Annotated in this window: 10 protein-coding genes; 4 read left to right on the forward strand and 6 right to left on the reverse strand. The window is 37.1% G+C overall.

What is annotated here, in order from left to right; translation table 11 throughout:
* Window positions 1-82: 82 nt before the first annotated feature.
* The 3 genes from B2Z27_RS05935 to B2Z27_RS05945 form a co-directional block, all read right to left on the reverse strand.
* Window positions 83-2,107 (reverse strand): M3 family metallopeptidase, encoded by a 2,025-nt coding sequence (locus tag B2Z27_RS05935; protein ID WP_286812920.1) that lies wholly within the window; start codon window positions 2,105-2,107, stop codon window positions 83-85.
* 380 nt (window positions 2,108-2,487) lie between these two features.
* A complete protein-coding gene (gene purE / locus B2Z27_RS05940) occupies window positions 2,488-2,979 on the reverse strand; it encodes a 5-(carboxyamino)imidazole ribonucleotide mutase (protein ID WP_071341315.1) in 492 nt (163 codons plus the stop codon).
* A 5-nt stretch (window positions 2,980-2,984) separates the two neighbouring features.
* Complete coding sequence (locus B2Z27_RS05945) at window positions 2,985-4,139, reverse strand: 5-(carboxyamino)imidazole ribonucleotide synthase (protein ID WP_286812921.1); 1,155 nt, start codon at window positions 4,137-4,139, stop codon at window positions 2,985-2,987.
* A 135-nt stretch (window positions 4,140-4,274) separates the two neighbouring features.
* On the opposite strand from B2Z27_RS05945, the gene B2Z27_RS05950 reads away from it, so the two are divergent.
* The 3 genes from B2Z27_RS05950 to B2Z27_RS05960 all read left to right on the forward strand — a co-directional run bounded on the left by B2Z27_RS05950 (window position 4,275) and on the right by B2Z27_RS05960 (window position 7,024).
* A complete protein-coding gene (locus tag B2Z27_RS05950; protein WP_210708748.1) occupies window positions 4,275-5,384 on the forward strand; it encodes an adenylate kinase in 1,110 nt (369 codons plus the stop codon).
* Window positions 5,385-5,437: 53 nt separating this feature from the next.
* Window positions 5,438-6,439: a GTPase ObgE gene (gene obgE, locus B2Z27_RS05955; RefSeq protein WP_286812922.1), complete on the forward strand. Its 1,002-nt coding sequence runs from the start codon at window positions 5,438-5,440 to the stop codon at window positions 6,437-6,439.
* A gap of 66 nt (window positions 6,440-6,505) precedes the next feature.
* Window positions 6,506-7,024, forward strand: a complete 519-nt coding sequence (locus tag B2Z27_RS05960; RefSeq protein ID WP_286812923.1) for a DUF4136 domain-containing protein — start codon at window positions 6,506-6,508, stop codon at window positions 7,022-7,024.
* Between the two features lie 98 nt (window positions 7,025-7,122).
* Here the strand turns inward: B2Z27_RS05960 and B2Z27_RS05965 are convergent, their stop codons facing one another.
* Both B2Z27_RS05965 and B2Z27_RS05970 read right to left on the reverse strand, forming a co-directional pair.
* Window positions 7,123-8,130 carry a transglutaminase domain-containing protein gene (locus B2Z27_RS05965; protein WP_286812924.1) on the reverse strand — a complete coding sequence of 336 codons (1,008 nt, stop codon included), beginning with the start codon at window positions 8,128-8,130 and terminating at the stop codon, window positions 7,123-7,125.
* On the reverse strand, window positions 8,127-8,861 hold the full coding sequence (locus tag B2Z27_RS05970; RefSeq protein WP_286812926.1) for a carboxypeptidase-like regulatory domain-containing protein: 735 nt from the start codon (window positions 8,859-8,861) through the stop codon (window positions 8,127-8,129). Before B2Z27_RS05970 ends, B2Z27_RS05965 begins: the two co-directional genes overlap by 4 nt.
* A gap of 269 nt (window positions 8,862-9,130) precedes the next feature.
* Between B2Z27_RS05970 and B2Z27_RS05975 the strand changes: the two genes are divergently transcribed.
* Window positions 9,131-11,179 carry a M13 family metallopeptidase gene (locus B2Z27_RS05975; protein ID WP_286812928.1) on the forward strand — a complete coding sequence of 683 codons (2,049 nt, stop codon included), beginning with the start codon at window positions 9,131-9,133 and terminating at the stop codon, window positions 11,177-11,179.
* A 167-nt stretch (window positions 11,180-11,346) separates the two neighbouring features.
* Here B2Z27_RS05975 and B2Z27_RS05980 read toward each other — a convergent pair whose 3' ends face one another.
* On the reverse strand, window positions 11,347-17,382 hold the full coding sequence (locus B2Z27_RS05980; RefSeq protein WP_286812929.1) for an alpha-2-macroglobulin family protein: 6,036 nt from the start codon (window positions 17,380-17,382) through the stop codon (window positions 11,347-11,349).
* Between the last annotated feature and the right edge of the window lie 42 nt (window positions 17,383-17,424).

Genomic DNA, 17,424 nt, shown 5'->3' on the forward strand with positions numbered 1-17,424 from the left:
ATGCACATGTTGGTAAAAGAACAGCTATTAAAATACATGTTGATTATATATTTTAATAGCTGTTATAAAGTGTTTCAGTATGTTAACTGGTAAGTAGACCGGCACGTTCTAATAATGCCTCAACTTTAGGTTCTGCACCTCTAAATCTTTTGTAAAGCACCATAGGATTTTCTGTGCCTCCTTGTGAAAGTACATGGTCTTTAAACTTGGTGGCAACCTCTTTATTGAAAATTCCCTCTTCCTTAAAATAGGCAAAAGCATCTGCATCTAACACTTCTGCCCATTTGTAACTATAGTAACCAGATGAATATCCGCCTTGAAAAATGTGGGAGAAAGCTGTGCTCATGCAAGTCTCAGGGGTGTCTGGGTATAGACTGGTATCTTTAAATGCTTCATCTTCATGAGCCTTTACATTGGTAATGCTTGTTGGGTTTATTCCGTGCCATGACATATCCAATAACCCAAAACTCAACTGACGTAGCGTCTGCATACCTTCTTGGAAAGTTGCAGATTCTTTTATTTTTTCAACCAGTTCCATCGGTATGGTTTCACCAGTTTCGTAATGCTTGGCAAATAGTTCTAAAGCTTCTTTTTCATAGCACCAGTTTTCTAAAACCTGACTAGGTAATTCTACGAAATCCCAAAATACAGAAGTTCCTGATAGGCTAGGGTAGGTAGTGTTCGCCAACATGCCGTGTAAGCCATGTCCAAATTCATGGAATAAGGTAGTAACCTCGTTAAAAGTCAGTAATGAAGGCTTGCTTTTTGTTGAGGGTGTAAAATTGCACACGTTGGATATATGCGGACGCACATTTTCTCCGTTACGCTTCCATTGGCTTTTAAAGGAAGTCATCCAGGCACCACCGCGTTTTCCTGCTCTGGGATGGAAATCTGCATAGAATAAGGAAATAAAACTTTTGGTGGAATCATAAACCTTATATGTTTTTACTTCGTCATGATACTTTTCAATGTCGCTTACTTCTTCAAACTGAAGGTCAAATAGGTTTTCAGCTACTTTGAAAACGCCATTGATGACATTCTCCAATTTAAAATATGGCTTTAGTTTCTCGTCGTCTAAATTAAAAAGCTCTTGTTTCAATTTTTCGGAGTAATAGCTGCTGTCCCATTTTTCAAGTCGGTCAATTCCGTCTAATTTTTTGGCGAAATCCTCTAATTGTTTAAACTCACGTTCTGCAGCTGGCTTTGCTTTTTCTAACAATTCATTTAAAAAGGAATGTACTTTTTCTGGCGTCTCTGCCATACGTTCTTCCAGTACAAAATCGGCATGGGTCTTATAGCCTAACAAATTGGCTCTTTCAAAGCGTAGTTTGGCTATTTCTAGCACGTTTTCTTGATTATCCAATTCATCATTATGAAAACCTTTACTACCAAAAGCCAATGAAAGTTCTTTTCTTAATGCGCGGTTTTTGGCGTACTTCATAAACGGAATATAGCTAGGATAATCTAAGGTGATCAACCAACCATCTTCTTTGCCTTTTGAAGTTGCCAATTGTGCAGCAGCTTCTTTTGCCCCTTCCGGTAAACCATCTAAATCAGACTCATCTGTCAGGTGTAATTGATACTTATTGGTTTCGGCAAGTACATTTTCGCCAAAAGTCAATTTCAATTTCGCTAGTTTGGCATCTATTTCACGTAAACGTTTCTTTTTATCTTCAGATAAGTTGGCGCCGTTTCTACTGAAACTTTTATATTTCTTATCTAAAAGTGTGTTTTGCTCAACAGTAAGTTCCAGATTATCCTTTTGGTCGTACACGGCTTTAACTCTTTTAAAAAGTGCTTCGTTCAAAGTAATGTCATTGCCAAATTCAGATAAAAGCGGAGAAATTTCTTGAGCTATTTTTTGAATCTCTTCATTAGTTTCTGCGGAATTCAAATTGAAAAATACACTTGAAATGCGATCCAATTGCTGACCCGAAAATTCTAGGGCTTCAATGGTGTTTTCAAATGTAGGTGCATCTGTATTTTCTGTAATGGCATCTATTTCCGCTCTTGCCTCTTCTATAGATTGTAAAAATGCGGGCTTAAAATGCTCGTTCTTTATTTTTGAAAATGGAGCGGTGTCAAATGGGGATAATAATGGATTCATTGCCGTATGTTAAGTTTTTTTGTTTCTCAGAAGTTTGATGAGAAAATCGATTAATAAAATTACGAATGATATCGTAAATGAAAAAACAGCTCCTGTAAGAAAAGCAAAATTTCTAGCAGTATCATTACTTGTGTTTGATGGAACAAAATATTCCCAACGAATAAAAACTAAAAATTGAATAAGTAAGTATAAGAGTAGAAATGTACTAAAAAAGCGAAATAACAGTTTTAAGTATTTAGTGTGAAATCTACGTTTATAAATAAAAAGAATGAGCGTTAATAAAATAGCTATAGAAATACAAACAATGGTTGGTTTGTTCATATGTTTTGCTTTGTGAAATGTTGGCTAATTAATAACGAAGCTAGTGCATTCCTAATATTTTAAGTATTGCCATTTACAGCTTTAGCGCCATCTATTACTTTCTGCTTTAAACCTTCCTTGTAAAGAATGATTTTGTCCAATACACATTTGTCTGAGCTACCAATGATCTGGGCAGCTAAAATACCTGCATTTTTTGCTCCGTTCAATGCTACGGTAGCAACTGGTACACCGCCTGGCATTTGAAGTATAGAAAGTACAGAGTCCCAACCATCAATAGAATTGCTGCTTTTAACAGGTACGCCTATAACGGGTAACGGGGACATTGATGCTACCATCCCGGGTAAATGTGCAGCACCACCGGCACCTGCAATAATTACCGAATAGCCATTGGTATGTGCGTTTTTACTAAAATCGAACAATTTTTCGGGTGTTCTGTGGGCAGATACAATATCTACGTCTACCTCAATATCAAAACCTTTTAAAATATCTATGGCATCTTGCATTACGGGCATATCACTTGTGCTGCCCATTACTACGGCTACTTTACTCATGTTATCTATTTTGAAATCACTTGAATTGTTTCCTTTACTTTTTCGGCAATAGCTCTTGCCTTATTGAGATCACAATTTACTATGGTTACATGACCCATTTTACGAAATGGTCTGGTTTGTGCTTTTCCGTAAATATGCGGGGTAACACCTTCCATAGCTAAAATTTCGTTTATATTTTTGTAGACGACATTACCCGTGTGGCCCTCGGCACCTACTAAGTTTACCATAACCCCGGCTACTTTACTGTCTGTATTCCCTAATGGAAGACCAAGAATGCTTCTTATGTGCTGCTCAAATTGATTGGTATAGCTTGCTTCAATACTGTAATGTCCACTATTGTGAGGTCTTGGGGCTACTTCGTTCACCAAAATTTTATCATCCTCGGTTTGGAACATTTCAACGGCAAGTAATCCTGTCAAGCCTATTTTGTCGGCTACTTTAAGTGCTAAAGCCCTTGCCTTATCTGCAACTTTATCATCAATACGTGCAGGGCAAATTACATATTCCACTTGGTTGGCTTCTGGGTGAAACTCCATTTCTACCACAGGGTAGGTTTTTATTTCTCCTTCCGCATTTCTAGAAACAATTACGGCTAATTCGTTTTTAAACGGCACCATGGTTTCTGCAATACATTCGCCGGTAGGTAATCCTTCTAAATCGGCTAAACTTCTAACTACTTTAACACCTTGTCCGTCATATCCAAATTGAGCTACTTTCCAAACAAAAGGAAATTTTAATCCTCCGTTCCCAACACTATCCTCAATTTCGCTCAAATAGGCAAACCGCTGAAAATCTGCGGTAGGTATATTGTTATCCACATAAAACAATTTTTGTTTTGCTTTATTTTGAATAATACGCAAAGCCTTAGGCTGTGGGTATACCTTTACACCTTCATCTTCTAATTTTTCTAAGGCATCTAAATTTACATTTTCAATTTCTATCGTTAGTATGTCTACATCTTTTCCAAAATTATAGACCGTATCAAAATCTAACAGACTGCCCTGTACAAATTCATTGCATGACATTCTGCTTGGGGCATCGGCCGATGCATCTAAAACTTTTGTGAATAAATCCCATTTTCGGGTTTCGTAAAGCATCATTTTACCAAGTTGACCACCTCCTAAAATGCCTAATTTGAAATCTGAAGAAAAATAATTCATATAATTGTGCTTTTGGCAAGTAATAAAATGCCTTAAGTGTTACAAAAATACGGTTAAATCTTAGAAACCAATTCCTTTCTAATTAAAAACACAAGGCAATACCTTATCTTTGCAAACCTTGATAATCTATGAAAATTGATACAAATTCACGATAAGTTTTTCAAACCTTTTCTTAGCGAGTCTGAAATTTTGCAGGCCGTTAAATCTGTGGCAGATCAAATAGCGGCAGACTATAAAGATGAGGTGCCTATTTTTGTTGGTGTTCTAAACGGGTCTTTTATGTTCGTTTCTGACCTTTTAAAGGCTTATGAGCATCCATGTGAAGTATCTTTTGTAAGATTGAGCTCCTACCAGGGTTTAACTTCAACGGGCATAGTGGAAACCTTATTGGATGTGCCCGATAATATTGAAGGACGAAGTGTTATCATTTTAGAGGATATTATTGATACCGGGCGTACCTTGCAGCAACTTGTGCATTTGTTCTCGAAGACGAAGGTAAAAGAGTTTAAAATCGCCAGTCTTTTTTATAAACCGGATGTTTACAAAGGGGAGTACGCCATAGATTATTTCGGACTGGCCATACCAGATAGTTTTATTGTTGGATATGGGCTAGATTACAACGAGCAAGGAAGAAACTTAAAAGAAGTATACCAATTAAACCAAAAACATATGATCAATCTTGTACTCTTTGGTAAGCCAGGAGCCGGCAAGGGCACACAAGCACAATTCTTAAAGGAGAAATATAATTTAAAGCACATCTCTACTGGAGATGTATTTAGATTCAATATCAAAAATGGAACGGAGTTAGGTACTTTGGCCAAATCATATATTGATAAAGGTGAGTTGGTGCCAGATGAGGTTACAATTAAAATGCTACAGGACGAGGTAGAGAAAAACCCAGATGCCGATGGTTTTATTTTTGACGGTTTCCCAAGAACTGCTGCACAGGCCGAAGCACTTGATAATTTCTTAGAGTCTAAAGATATGGGCATTAACGCTACTATTGCTTTAGAGGCAAATGATGAAATTTTAATAGAGCGCCTTTTGGAAAGGGGTAAAGTAAGCGGTCGTAGTGATGATCAAGATGTTACCAAGATTAGAAATCGTTTTGACGAATACAACGAAAAAACCACGCCTGTAAAAGAGTTCTATGAAGCGCAGGGTAAATTTCATAGTGTAAACGGAATAGGTACAATTGCAGAAATTACCGAACGTTTAACCAAAGTGATAGAGGATATAAAATAATAAGAACCTTGTCTTAATGTAATCGGCAAGGATTTTGAACTGAAAAGATACTAATGACCGAAGGTAATTTTGTAGACTATGTTAAGGTAAGTTTGGCTTCTGGTAAAGGAGGTAAGGGATCTGTGCATTTGCACCGTGAAAAATTTATTACCAAAGGTGGTCCAGATGGTGGTGATGGTGGTCGTGGAGGTCACATTATTGTTCGCGGTAATGAAAACCTTTGGACATTGGTGAACTTTAAATACAAAAAGCATTTTAAGGCAGGTCATGGGGCACATGGTAGTAAGAGCAGAAGTACCGGTGCAGATGGGGAGGATGTTTATTTAGATGTGCCGTTAGGTACTGTGATAAAGGATTTTGAAACCAAAGAAATCCTTTTTGAGATTACGGAACATGGCGAAGAAAAAATACTTTTGGAAGGTGGTATGGGCGGTAGAGGTAATTGGCACTTTAGAACGGCCACCAACCAAACACCAAGATATGCACAGCCAGGTGTAGATGGTTTGGAAGGCGAATTTTTACTTGAGCTTAAGGTATTGGCAGATGTTGGTTTGGTAGGTTTTCCAAATGCGGGGAAATCAACTTTATTATCTGTAATTACCTCTGCAAAACCAAAAATTGCGGACTATGAGTTTACCACCTTAAAACCAAACTTGGGGATTGTGGAGTACCGTGATTTCAAAAGTTTTGTAATGGCAGATATTCCTGGTATTATTGAAGGTGCCGCAGAAGGTAAAGGTTTGGGCCATTATTTTTTAAGACATATAGAACGTAATGCTAATTTATTGTTTTTAATTCCTGCAGACAGTAAAGACATCAGTAAGGAATATGAAATTTTGTTGGATGAATTGCGCCGCTATAATCCGGAATTGTTAGATAAGGAACGACTTATCTGTATTTCTAAAAGTGATATGTTGGACGATGAATTAATGAGCGAAATGAAGGCAGAGCTCAATACTGAGTTTGGCGATACACCTTTTATGTTCATATCTTCAGTTGCCCAAATGGGTATAGTAGAATTAAAAGATAAACTTTGGGCTATGATTAACGCTTAGTCGAATACCTGTGTAAAAAGATAGTTTACTCTTATATTTTCTTTAATTTTAAGAAAATACCTTGTTATGAGAACAATTTTAATTGGTGCTTTATTGGTTGTTTTGACTTCTTGCGGTGTGGCAAGGGTTAATTATGATTATGATGGCCAAACCGATTTTTCTTCCTATTCTACTTATAACTATTTTGGTGATATGGAAACCGGCTTAAGCGAATTGGACGAAAAAAGACTCATGGATGCCCTAGATGCCACCCTCGGTGAAAAAGGTTACATGTTTGCAGAAGAGCCAGATGTTTTTATCAATATTAAAAGTAGTGTTTTTAGATCCCAATCTGGAAACAACGTTGGTGTAGGCCTTGGCGGCGGAGGCGGTAGAGTAGGTGGTGGTGTTTCCATTGGCATACCCGTAGGTGGACCTAAACTTACCCGCGAACTGCAAATTGATTTTGTTGATGCGAACAAGGATATTCTTATTTGGCAGGCAATAAGTGAAAGTCCGTTTCGTGAAGGGGATTCACCTCAAGAAAAATCAGAAAAATTACAAGCGGTAGTAGATAAGATATTTAGTAAGTATCCACCGGAGTAATTTTATTGGCACCGCCAAAGGGTATAATACCCGGAGGCTTGGCTCAAATTTAAAAGTTTGTTTTCTTTAAATGCCTCATGGGCTTGCCCTAAAGTGCTTTATTTTACTTTGATTACATAGGTTGCTACAAGATAGTCTTTGGTAGATATATGTACATCATAGCTTCCTTTTTTATCAAACGTATGTTGTAAAATGATTTCGCGTTCCTCTTTGGTAATGGTGGGTTCTATAACTTTTTGACCACCTCCTTTATTTAACAGAAGATGTATATTTTCATTGAAATCATCGGGGACTTTCAATTTGAACGATACACTGGTTCCCTTGGTAATTTGGTTATGCATGTTCTTTGGCGCAATTGAAATTATTGGCTCAATAAAAGCTTCTTTATACACAACTGGTGCTTTTATAAATGATTTGAACGTTTTGGTATTTATAGTGTCTTTCTTAGCTGTATTTATAGGGAAATGGTTTTTAGAGAATAATTCTGGGTCCGCAAAAAAATATCCATCAAAGTAATCTGGGTTAAACATAGGTTCACCGTTAAGAATAATAGTTTCCCCTGCTGACCAAGTTGCATCGCACCAATACCATTTATTATTCACTTTTATCCTATTCCATGAATGATTAGGGGAGCTATCTTCATCTAAAAGTAAGGTGGGGGTTCGTCCGTAGCCATCAATAATATCACATTCAAATCCTGCCAGGTTGGTCATTTCCTTAACCAAATAAGCGTAACCTGTACAGGCAGTTATTTTATGTTCCAATAAGGCTTTGAATATTTTTGGTGTAATGCCAGTGTTCCAATCTAGAAAGGCTTGCCTGTCTTTAGCAAGCCTTTTTCTTTTGTGGCTTATTTTAAGGTATGACGAATAATCATTTTCAATATTGGTTCCTATCCACGTATAGATTGCCCTGATCTTTTCTACATCGGTTTGTAAAGAAGAGGTTAGATTGTGGGTAAGTACAGGAATGTTTTTTAGACTTGCACCTTTGTATTTCAACGCAATACTATCGGCTTTAGTAAAATCGATTTCCTGAAAATCCGATCGTTGGGCAATGCACGTTATAGTGCATAACAACATGAATAGCAATTGGCTAATTCTCATTTTCTGAAAATATCTCCAATTTTCTGAAAAATATTTCTTTTGCTGGAATATGCACCGCCTATAACCACTTCGCCCATTAGTTCAACATCATAAGTGTCAAAAGAAATGTTCAGATTAATATTAGCGTTTTCATTAGCCTTTACTTTGTAAGTTTTGGTTTCGTAACCAATAAAACTAAAGACCAATACATCATTCTCTACCAGCTGTTGCGGAAATTCAAAATTACCATCAAAATCTGTTTGTGTACCAATTGCTGTACCCTTTAGAACAACATTTACTCCCGGTAGCGGCTCATTGGCTTCATCTACTATAGTACCGGTCACTGTATGTTTTTCTTGTATTGTCTCAACGTATGAAATATCGCCCATTACATCTGTGGAAACCACTTCTGTTGGGGACTGAATACTCGCAGATTCTTGACCTTTAACTTCTGTTGCGCAAAGAGCTAATAATGAAAAACCCATCATAGCTATGCCTTTATGTATCATTGAACTGTTCATAACGTGTAAAGAATTGGTTTCATAGGTTTTCAGTTGAGAGGCTTTGAACATTCCACAAGTTTTCTTTTTTGTAGTACCTAGGTAACGTACAAGTTCTTTATCTGAAAACTTGGTGAAGTCTATAACTTCTTTTTCGCAGCTTTGGCAAAATCCTCCTTTTTCAGTTGTACTAAAATTACTAAATTTTTCTTTGCAGGGTTCTTTTACGGTAATTGTTAATGTGCTTTTCATAATGCGGTTGTTTTAATTATACTTCTAAAGTATGTTTAAGGGTGTTCTTATAAAACACCTAATGAGTAAAGTGGTGTTTTCAGTGAGTTAAGAAGATTTGCTCGTATTTTTTAATTCTTTTTTCTTCAAGATAAATTGCTAGAAGTCAAATGTTAATGTTGTGAATTGGTAGTTATTTTTTCTATGTAAAAATAAAATCGTGTTATTTTTGTAACAAAACTCAAAACGTACGTCTTATACATCGACACGTTTAAAAACTAACTCACAAAATGAAAAAAGTTTATTTATTTGCTGCCGGTCTGGTAGCATTGGCTTCTTGTAAAGAAGAGGCTAAACCAACTGCCGAGGCAGAAAAAATTCCTGGTATTGTTCTTGCCAATATGGATACTACCCAAAACCCTAAATCAGATTTCTATAATTACGTTAACGGAAATTGGATGAAGTTTACTGAAATTCCTGATGATAGAACAAGTTGGGGAGGCTTCAGTGTACTTCGTAAATCTACAGATGACGATGTGTTGAAAATATTGGCTACAGCTAAAGAGAGTGGTAACTACGCTGCAGATACCGATCAAGCTAAGGCTTTGGCTATTTTTGATACAAAGTTGGATACCGCAGCCAGAAACAAGGCAGGTATTTCTCCTTTGGAACCAGCTTTTAAGGAAATTGAATCGATAAAAAATCTAAAAGATTTACAGACCGTTTTGGCTACCAATGCCGCGGTGTCTTCTCCTTTCCTTAATATTGGCGCTGGTGCAGATTTAAATAATAGTAGCATGAATGCCGTTTATTTAGGAGCTAATGGATTAGGGTTACCGGATCGTGATTTCTATTTGGAGGAAGATGAAAAATCTATTGAAATTCGTGAAGAGTACAAAAAACACGTTTCTAAAATGTTGCAGAAATTGGGTGACTCTGAAGCAGATGCTAATAAAGCAGCGGATAAGATCTTAGCATTGGAGACACAATTGGCAGAACCTCGCTTAAATAAAGTAGAGCGTAGAGATGCTAGAAACTACAATAATCCAAGAACTGTTGCTGAAGTTGACGAGATGATGTCGACAATTGATATGAAAAAGTTGATTTCCGATTTAGGAATCACCAAAAAATTCGATACCCTTTTGGTAACCCAGTTGAGGTATACCCAAGCTTTGGACAAGTTTTTGAAAACAACACCTATTGAAGATATTAAGACATTGATTAGATGGGATACGTTCAACAGCGCAGCCGGTAAATTGACGACCGAAATTGAAACCGCTAATTGGGAATTTTATAGCAAATACCTAAGAGGGGCTAAGGAGCAACGCCCAGCAGATGAGCGTGCATTGGCAACCGTAAATGGTACTGTTGGTGAAGCTTTAGGTCAGTTATACGTAGATGCTAAATTTCCGCCAGAAGCAAAAGCGAAGGCAGAGTTAATGATAGCCAACGTGATCGATGCTTTCAAAGAGCGTATTGCTTTTTTGGATTGGATGAGCGATTCTACAAAAACAAAGGCTATAGAAAAATTGGATAAATTCACTGTTAAGATTGCTTACCCAGATAAATGGGAAGATTATTCTACAATGGAAGTTTCTGCCGATAAGTCTTATTTTGAGAATATGACCGCTGTTAATAAATGGGGAGAATTAAAGAACTACTCAGAAATTGGTGAGCCAGTGGATAAAACGGAATGGGGAATGTCTCCACAGACGGTAAATGCATATTTTAATCCGCTGAATAACGAGATTGTTTTTCCTGCAGCAATTTTACAGCCTCCTTTCTATAACTATACTGCAGATGAAGCCGTAAACTATGGTGGTATTGGCGCTGTTATAGGACATGAGATTTCTCATGCATTTGATGATAGCGGCTCTCGTTTTGATGCCGATGGAAATCTTAAGAATTGGTGGACAGAAGCTGATTTGGCAGCTTTTACAGAAAGAGCCGATGCTTTGGCGGTGCAGTATGACAGTGTTATGGTTTTACCAGATGTATATGTAAACGGTAAGTTTACCTTAGGTGAGAACATTGGAGATTTAGGTGGTTTGTTAGGTGCTTATGATGGTTTACAGAAATACTACGCTGAAAATGGGCGTCCTGAAGATATTGATGGTTTTACGGCAGAGCAGCGTTTCTTTATGTCATGGGCTACGGTTTGGAGAACTAAGAGTAGAGATGAAGCGTTAAGAACGCAGATCAAAACGGATCCACACTCTCCTGGTCTGGTTAGAGCTACTCAACCATTGTTGAACATTCAGGCATTTTACGATGCTTTTGATATCAAAGAAGGTGATGACATGTACTTAGCTCCAGAGAAAAGAGTAAGTATTTGGTAATTTTTCAATAATTTATAAGATAAAAGGGCGCTACATAATAGCGCCCTTTTTTGTTTCGATACATCATTGCGAGGAGTTTTTCGCGACGAAGCAATCTGTCTGTTAATGGTCACGAATAAGTTTTAGTCAGCCAGCAAGCAGATTACTTCACTACGATCGTAATGAGGTTAATCTTCAACAGAAACCCGAACACCTTCACTATGACTGCTAAACTCTGGTGCATACATACTTTCTATGGTGGTAATACCATTACTGAAGTTACCTGCATTGTTGACCCTTACATCATACTCAAATACATAAACCCCTTTAGGTAAATAGTCAAAAAAGAAGTTGGTGCTGGCATCTTTGGTGCTTTCGGAATAACCCAGCCCATCTTGCCATTTGTATTTGGATATCACGTTCACCGGTTCAAAACCTGCTGCCCTCATATCTTTCATGTGAATAAATTCCATGTCTCGGTCAGATTTTAGTTCAATTCGTATACGTACCAAATCGCCCACCTGTAATGAGGTTTTATCGGTAATTTCAGAGAGTACTTCTCCAGAATTGGTATTCTTTTTCGAAAAGATTTTTTTCTTCAAATGCAACGGCGTTTTTGCGCTTGTTATTTGATCTAAATCTTCAAAGTACTGCCAGTACAATGCGCCCCAAGCAATACCATTTCCTTTTTTAGTTATTTGGACCTCGCCCATTTTTGGTGCAACTTCATTACCGTTCCAAGCGGTTTTAAAATACCCTGTGCCAGCTTCTACTTTGACATCTTCCAAAGTGGAAGGCTTTAGTTTTTCTCCGCCAATAATTACAGCTACGGCATCGGTGACGGATAACCAATCGCTGCCTTGTAATAATAAAGCATAAACAGCTTCGGTAGTAGCTTTGGTGGTACTCCATTGATTGGTTTGCTTATTTTTTAATAGCCAAATTTTTAGATTGTCAATGGTTTCAACATCTGTTGGTTTAATTTCTGAAAATGCTTCTATGAGTAATGATTGGGTCTCAATAGGTGCTTGGTACCAAAACCAAGAACTGGTGTTACTTTTCCAATACATACCCAACTCATCATTGGTTATACTGTTTTCTTCTAAAGCACGTATTATTTTATTAGCTGTATTGGTATCGTTCATACGATGTAAGGTCAATGCTAACATGCCTTGAGCGTATAACCCTCTAGAAGTCCAATATTGCTGTGCTTGTTTTGTATAGTAAGCTGTAATTTCCTGCACCTTTTTAGAAGTTTCTATTTCAGGGAAAAAACTACGCATATATAAATAATGTACTTGGTGGGTACTTAAATGGTCATCATCAATATTGGAGGTATATTTCTTCATTTGTTCGTATTCAGCTACGAACTCGTCATCAAGATATTCAATAGCTTTTTCAATCATTTCTGATTTGGAATTGAATAAAATTGACAAATCATTGGTGTCGTTGGCTTCTGAGTCTGTCAATTTGTTCAAATGCCCCATACCTGTGATGATATGCTGAGTAATATACCTGTTGTCCGGACCGCCTTGGAACCATGACCAAGCTCCGTTAGAATTCTGATTCTGTACAAGTTTGTTCAATGCTGATTGTTGCTCATTTTTCATTTTGTTCAAATTGAACAACAACCCTATTCTTTTCTTTTGTTCGGTTTCAGATTGTGCATCTCTGAGCCATGGGGTTTCTTGAATTAAAAGCGATTTCAATTCTTGATTTTTCTCTAGGTTGCTCAATAATGCATCTGAATTTGCCCATTGATCGAATACTTCACGAATTCTAGGGTTGCTGTTGGCAATGTAGCTTGCCAATGTATTTGCATAATATCTAGAGAAGGTCTGCTCGTTGCAATCATACGGATACTCCATTAAATACGGTAGGGCTTGTACTGCATACCAAGCAGGATTAGACGTCATTTCTAAAGTTAACTTATGATGATCTAAAGTTGCTGAAGACGTGTTTTTCAATTTGTCAAGGGTAAAGGTTTTCGTTTGGTTACTACGAACCCACATAGGTAAAGTTTCGGTAACTAGGGTTCTGTTGGATAGTACCGGTAACATGTTTTGTTCACCATCTGAATAATCACCTGCTTTTGCAATGATTCTATATTGAACCGTTTGTAGCCCTTCAGGAATTTTTAGGTTCCATGATACTTGAGTGTTACCAAGAGAATCTATAGAAAATGAATTTTGTTGCTGAGCGTTTGTTAACAACTGCGCTGTGATATCTGTACCTGTCAACGCATCGGTTAAATCTAATTGTACTATTCCTTTAAGGTTCTTGTTGGTTAAGTTAGATATTTTACTGCTTATGGTAATAGTATCCCCTTCACGTAAAAAGCGTGGTGCATTTGGTGTTACCATTAGTTCCTTTTGGGTAACGGTGGTTAAATTGATGATGCTGCTCTCTAAAGCTTTAGTGTGTGCCAATAATTGAATATTCCAACGTGTTAGCGCTTCGGGAGTGGTAAACGTGAACGAAACATTGCCATCTTTATCCGTTAATAATTTTGGGAAGAAAAATGCCGTTTCTTGAAGGTTTTTTCTAACGGATACCGCATCTAAATCCGTTTCTTTTGTTGGTTCCAATATCTCTGTTTCTACGCCGGCAACTGCTCCAGATAATTCCGATGCTACAGCTGAGCCCGTAACCACCATTTCATCTAAACCTGCGTCACTAGCCATTTGAGCCTTTCTCATTGGAGATTTTGAGTATGCCAATGCGGTAGACCGTGTTTCATAGAACATGCCGCCAGTGACAAAATTTAGCCCAAACCAGTCAAAGGAATCATATGACAAGTTAGGATAGCTTACACCTTCATAATTTAATTGGGTATAGAAACTACTTGTGGCAAAACTATGTTGTGCATTGGTTCTGCTTTCTGAATAATAGTTTGGTTTGCTTAACGGATTAAAATTCCAATAATGTGGTCTGAATTGATTTAAAGAAACATCGAACATGTTGGCTAAAAGTTCTGCACTTACCTTTTCGCCCTTTGGTCCTTTGATTTTAAATGACCATGTTTCTTCTGTACCAGGGGCTAACTTATCTCTAAAAGTAATGGTTTCTATTTGAAGATCTGTAGTTGGGTAGGGTACTGAAATGGTCTGCTTGTTCGTGGTAAAGTCATTGGCAAAAGCGTAGCTGTAATTTACGTTGAATCCGCCTAAATCATCCTTTGTTACGGGTATGGAAATGGTTTTGGAATCGTTGTTCAGCGCAAGGATTTTTACATCTGTAATTTTCTGGTCCTTTTCTATAACAACCGTTACGTTCAAATTCTTTGCACTTGAAAGAAAAGTGACCTTTGCGGTATCTCCTATTTCATATTGATGTTTATCAGTTTTGACCTGAAACAATTGGTTGTCTGCCAATACGTTTTCCTCACCAGAAAATGTAATAATGGCAACATCTTTTACTAGTTGTCCAAATTTATCTTTTACACTTAACTCTAGTCTGTATTTGCCTGATTTCCAATTTTTTGTTTTGCCAAAAGCTATTTCTTTTGATTCCGCCGTATTGAAATTAGATGACCAGATTACCTTTTCTTTTTCCCATTGACTAGGGTCGTTTTCATTTTTAAAGGCGTCATGTGGGTAGAGTTCTTTAAATTCCTTTTTGGTAAAACCGCTATAATCAGGTGCAGCCCAGGGTCTTGGTCTTAAAACATGATTAGGTGCTTGTAGTTTGTATAATGTTACTTCGCCCGTTGTAGCTGCGAATTCGCCATTTAAATTGGTGCTGGCGATGTTGATCTTGTTATCTTTTTTTGTTTTGTCAAAGAATTCCGGTACTTGTAAAGTAACGTTTAAGGAATGGTATCCAACGGCAACATGGGTAGTCGTACTTCTTGTTTCACCATTAATATCAGTGACATCTGCAGTAACTTCAAAATTAAATGTTGGTAGATTAGAACTGTCAATACTATTGTCTGGAGCAGCAATAAATGGTATTTCATAGTTGCCATTTACATCTGTAATGGTTTCACCATGGGTTATTTCTTGAGGTGCGATATTAAAATAAGGTCTTGACCAGTAATACCATCTAGGTAAGTTCACTACTCGCTTTACCCGATACACTACTTTTGCGCCAGAAATAACGCTGCCTGCATACGCTTTTGCTTCACCTTTTACTACTACGCTGTCATTTATTTTATAGGTTTCTGTAACAGGTCTAAAAATGGTTTCAAACTTAGGGCGTTTGTATTCCTCTACAGAAATACTAGCGTAACCCGATAGATCAAATTCATCTGAATAGGTGTGTAGGGAGTAGCCGCCCGTAAGACCGGAGTTTGGTAAAATGAATTCTCCTGAGACAGAACCATATTCATTGGTTGTTAGCTTTAATGTCTCTAACTTTTGTCCGTTTACATCATGCAGTTCTACTTCAATCTCTTTGTTGGGTAAAACCTGAGAAATTCCGTTTTCTTGTTGTATGGCAATACCTTTGAAGTACACAGGCTGTCCTGGTCTATAAATGCTTCTATCGGTAAATAAAAAACAAGAATGCCTAGTGCTAGAGTTGTTTTGGCTATAATACCTATTTAAATAGTAATTCTTAAAATAGGCAGTTTCATTATTTTTTTTGACAGTAAGATCAATCTGGCTCCAACTGTCTTTACCTTTTGCTACTATAATTTTACCGTATTTATCTGTATGGTAGGTTTTTGAGTTTATATTGTCTCTATAATTCTTTTTATACGCGAGCACAACCTCTGCGTTATAGATCGGTTTTCCGTTGCTACGATCAATAACTTGATAATGGTTGTGGGAGCCTGTCTGTGTTTCAACTATAGCTAAGTCGGTAATTTGTACGGTTGTGAAACTAAAGAAATTACCCAGTTCATCCTTAGATGTTGCAGTAATTACGTAATTGCCGTTCGTTAATGATGGTAAAGAAATTTCAATGCCGTGCATTTGAAAATCATGTTCCGTTTTTAAGGGAGCAGTCCATGAAGTATCTATAGATAAAGCATTGATGAATTTTTGTTTGTTGGCAGTGTCATAAAGCTCATCTAATTTGTTTATTTGCTTTTGGGTGATTTTCCGAGCTGTAAGGTCTAATTCTTCTACATTTTTATAGTTGACTAGAATACGACCTGCAGTGTTCTTGGCTAAATATTTTTCGGTAGTTAATTGAATGTTGGGTTTTTGGATTTCAGATTTTAAGGCAACGCATTTTTGTTCGGCAAGGGTGTTTGGGAACTTGGCAATTACACCATCTAACAAATCTACAGCTTGCTTTAGTTTCCATTGGTGATCAGTACTGGTAGATGGATTGTATGCTTGCCCTATTTCTTGGTAATGTTTTGCTATTTCATAGGAATATAACCCTGAAAGCGGACTATGTTTAATATTCTCTGCAGAGTTTTGAAGTACCTCTAGCAACAAATTGTCCTTGTTGGTGAAAACGGCATTTTTATGAATGAACAACAGGCGCGCAATATCTACCATTACCAAGGGATTAATATCGGGGTTACCAAAGTGAAACGCTACTAGTTCCTGATAAATGCCTAAAGCTTTGGCTTGTAACGATGTATTTTTGAGGTCGCTGAACTTCAAAAAACTAGAAGTATATGCCTCACACAAAATTTTAGGGTCATCTATTTCAAATGTATTAAGTGGCCTGTTAATGCTATTTTCATTTGATGTATAAAAATTTAAAGCGGTATGTGCCAATACATCAAAAAGTGTAGGTCTATATATTCTGGTTTTTTCTTGAATATGTAGTATTTCGTCGAAATCTGAAATAGGTAAACTTTGGGTTTTTTCTGCACTCATTAACGAGGCCGAAAAATGTTCGTCTATTTCCTTAAAAAGGGTGTTTAGGTCCCATGTTCTAAAATCTATAGGGTCAACCTTGCTTTCGGTGGTTGTTCTATTGTAAAATTTGTATCGGTTGTATTGAAAATACTGCCAGTATAAGTTAGCCAAATGACTATGCAGTATTTGTTTGGTAGGGGCATCTGCTAGTTCAATTTCAGATTTAAACTCATTTACAATGTTCAGTTCAGCATCTTCCTCAAGTGTCATTACATAAGCAGACTTATGCAATAATGCCTTAATGGTTTGCGTATAATTGTTTTCTTCTTTTGCCTTTGAAAAAATCGTTTCTACAACTTGTAGTGCAGATTTGGTCCTGTTCTCCAACTCATGTTTGTCTACCTGTTGCCAAAGTTGATCGTACGAGTTATTTGCCTGGGCATTACCAAATTGTGAAAACATGAATACAGTTAAGATTAAATATAGTTTTTTCATCATAGTAAA

Source organism: Maribacter sp. UBA3344 (assembly GCF_002362375.1).
In the GTDB taxonomy this organism is placed as follows: Bacteria; Bacteroidota; Bacteroidia; order Flavobacteriales; family Flavobacteriaceae; genus Maribacter; species Maribacter dokdonensis.

Bases quoted from the DNA above. Each gene is read 5' to 3' on its own strand.
- B2Z27_RS05935 (WP_286812920.1), bottom strand. From the start codon at position 2,107: ATGAATCCATTATTATCCCCATTTGACACCGCTCCATTTTCAAAAATA.
- purE (WP_071341315.1), bottom strand. From the start codon at position 2,979: ATGAGTAAAGTAGCCGTAGTAATGGGCAGCACAAGTGATATGCCCGTA.
- B2Z27_RS05945 (WP_286812921.1), bottom strand. From the start codon at position 4,139: ATGAATTATTTTTCTTCAGATTTCAAATTAGGCATTTTAGGAGGTGGT.
- obgE (WP_286812922.1), top strand. From the start codon at position 5,438: ATGACCGAAGGTAATTTTGTAGACTATGTTAAGGTAAGTTTGGCTTCT.
- B2Z27_RS05960 (WP_286812923.1), top strand. From the start codon at position 6,506: ATGAGAACAATTTTAATTGGTGCTTTATTGGTTGTTTTGACTTCTTGC.
- B2Z27_RS05965 (WP_286812924.1), bottom strand. From the start codon at position 8,130: ATGAGAATTAGCCAATTGCTATTCATGTTGTTATGCACTATAACGTGC.
- B2Z27_RS05970 (WP_286812926.1), bottom strand. From the start codon at position 8,861: ATGAAAAGCACATTAACAATTACCGTAAAAGAACCCTGCAAAGAAAAA.
- B2Z27_RS05975 (WP_286812928.1), top strand. From the start codon at position 9,131: ATGAAAAAAGTTTATTTATTTGCTGCCGGTCTGGTAGCATTGGCTTCT.
- B2Z27_RS05980 (WP_286812929.1), bottom strand. From the start codon at position 17,382: ATGTTTTCACAATTTGGTAATGCCCAGGCAAATAACTCGTACGATCAA.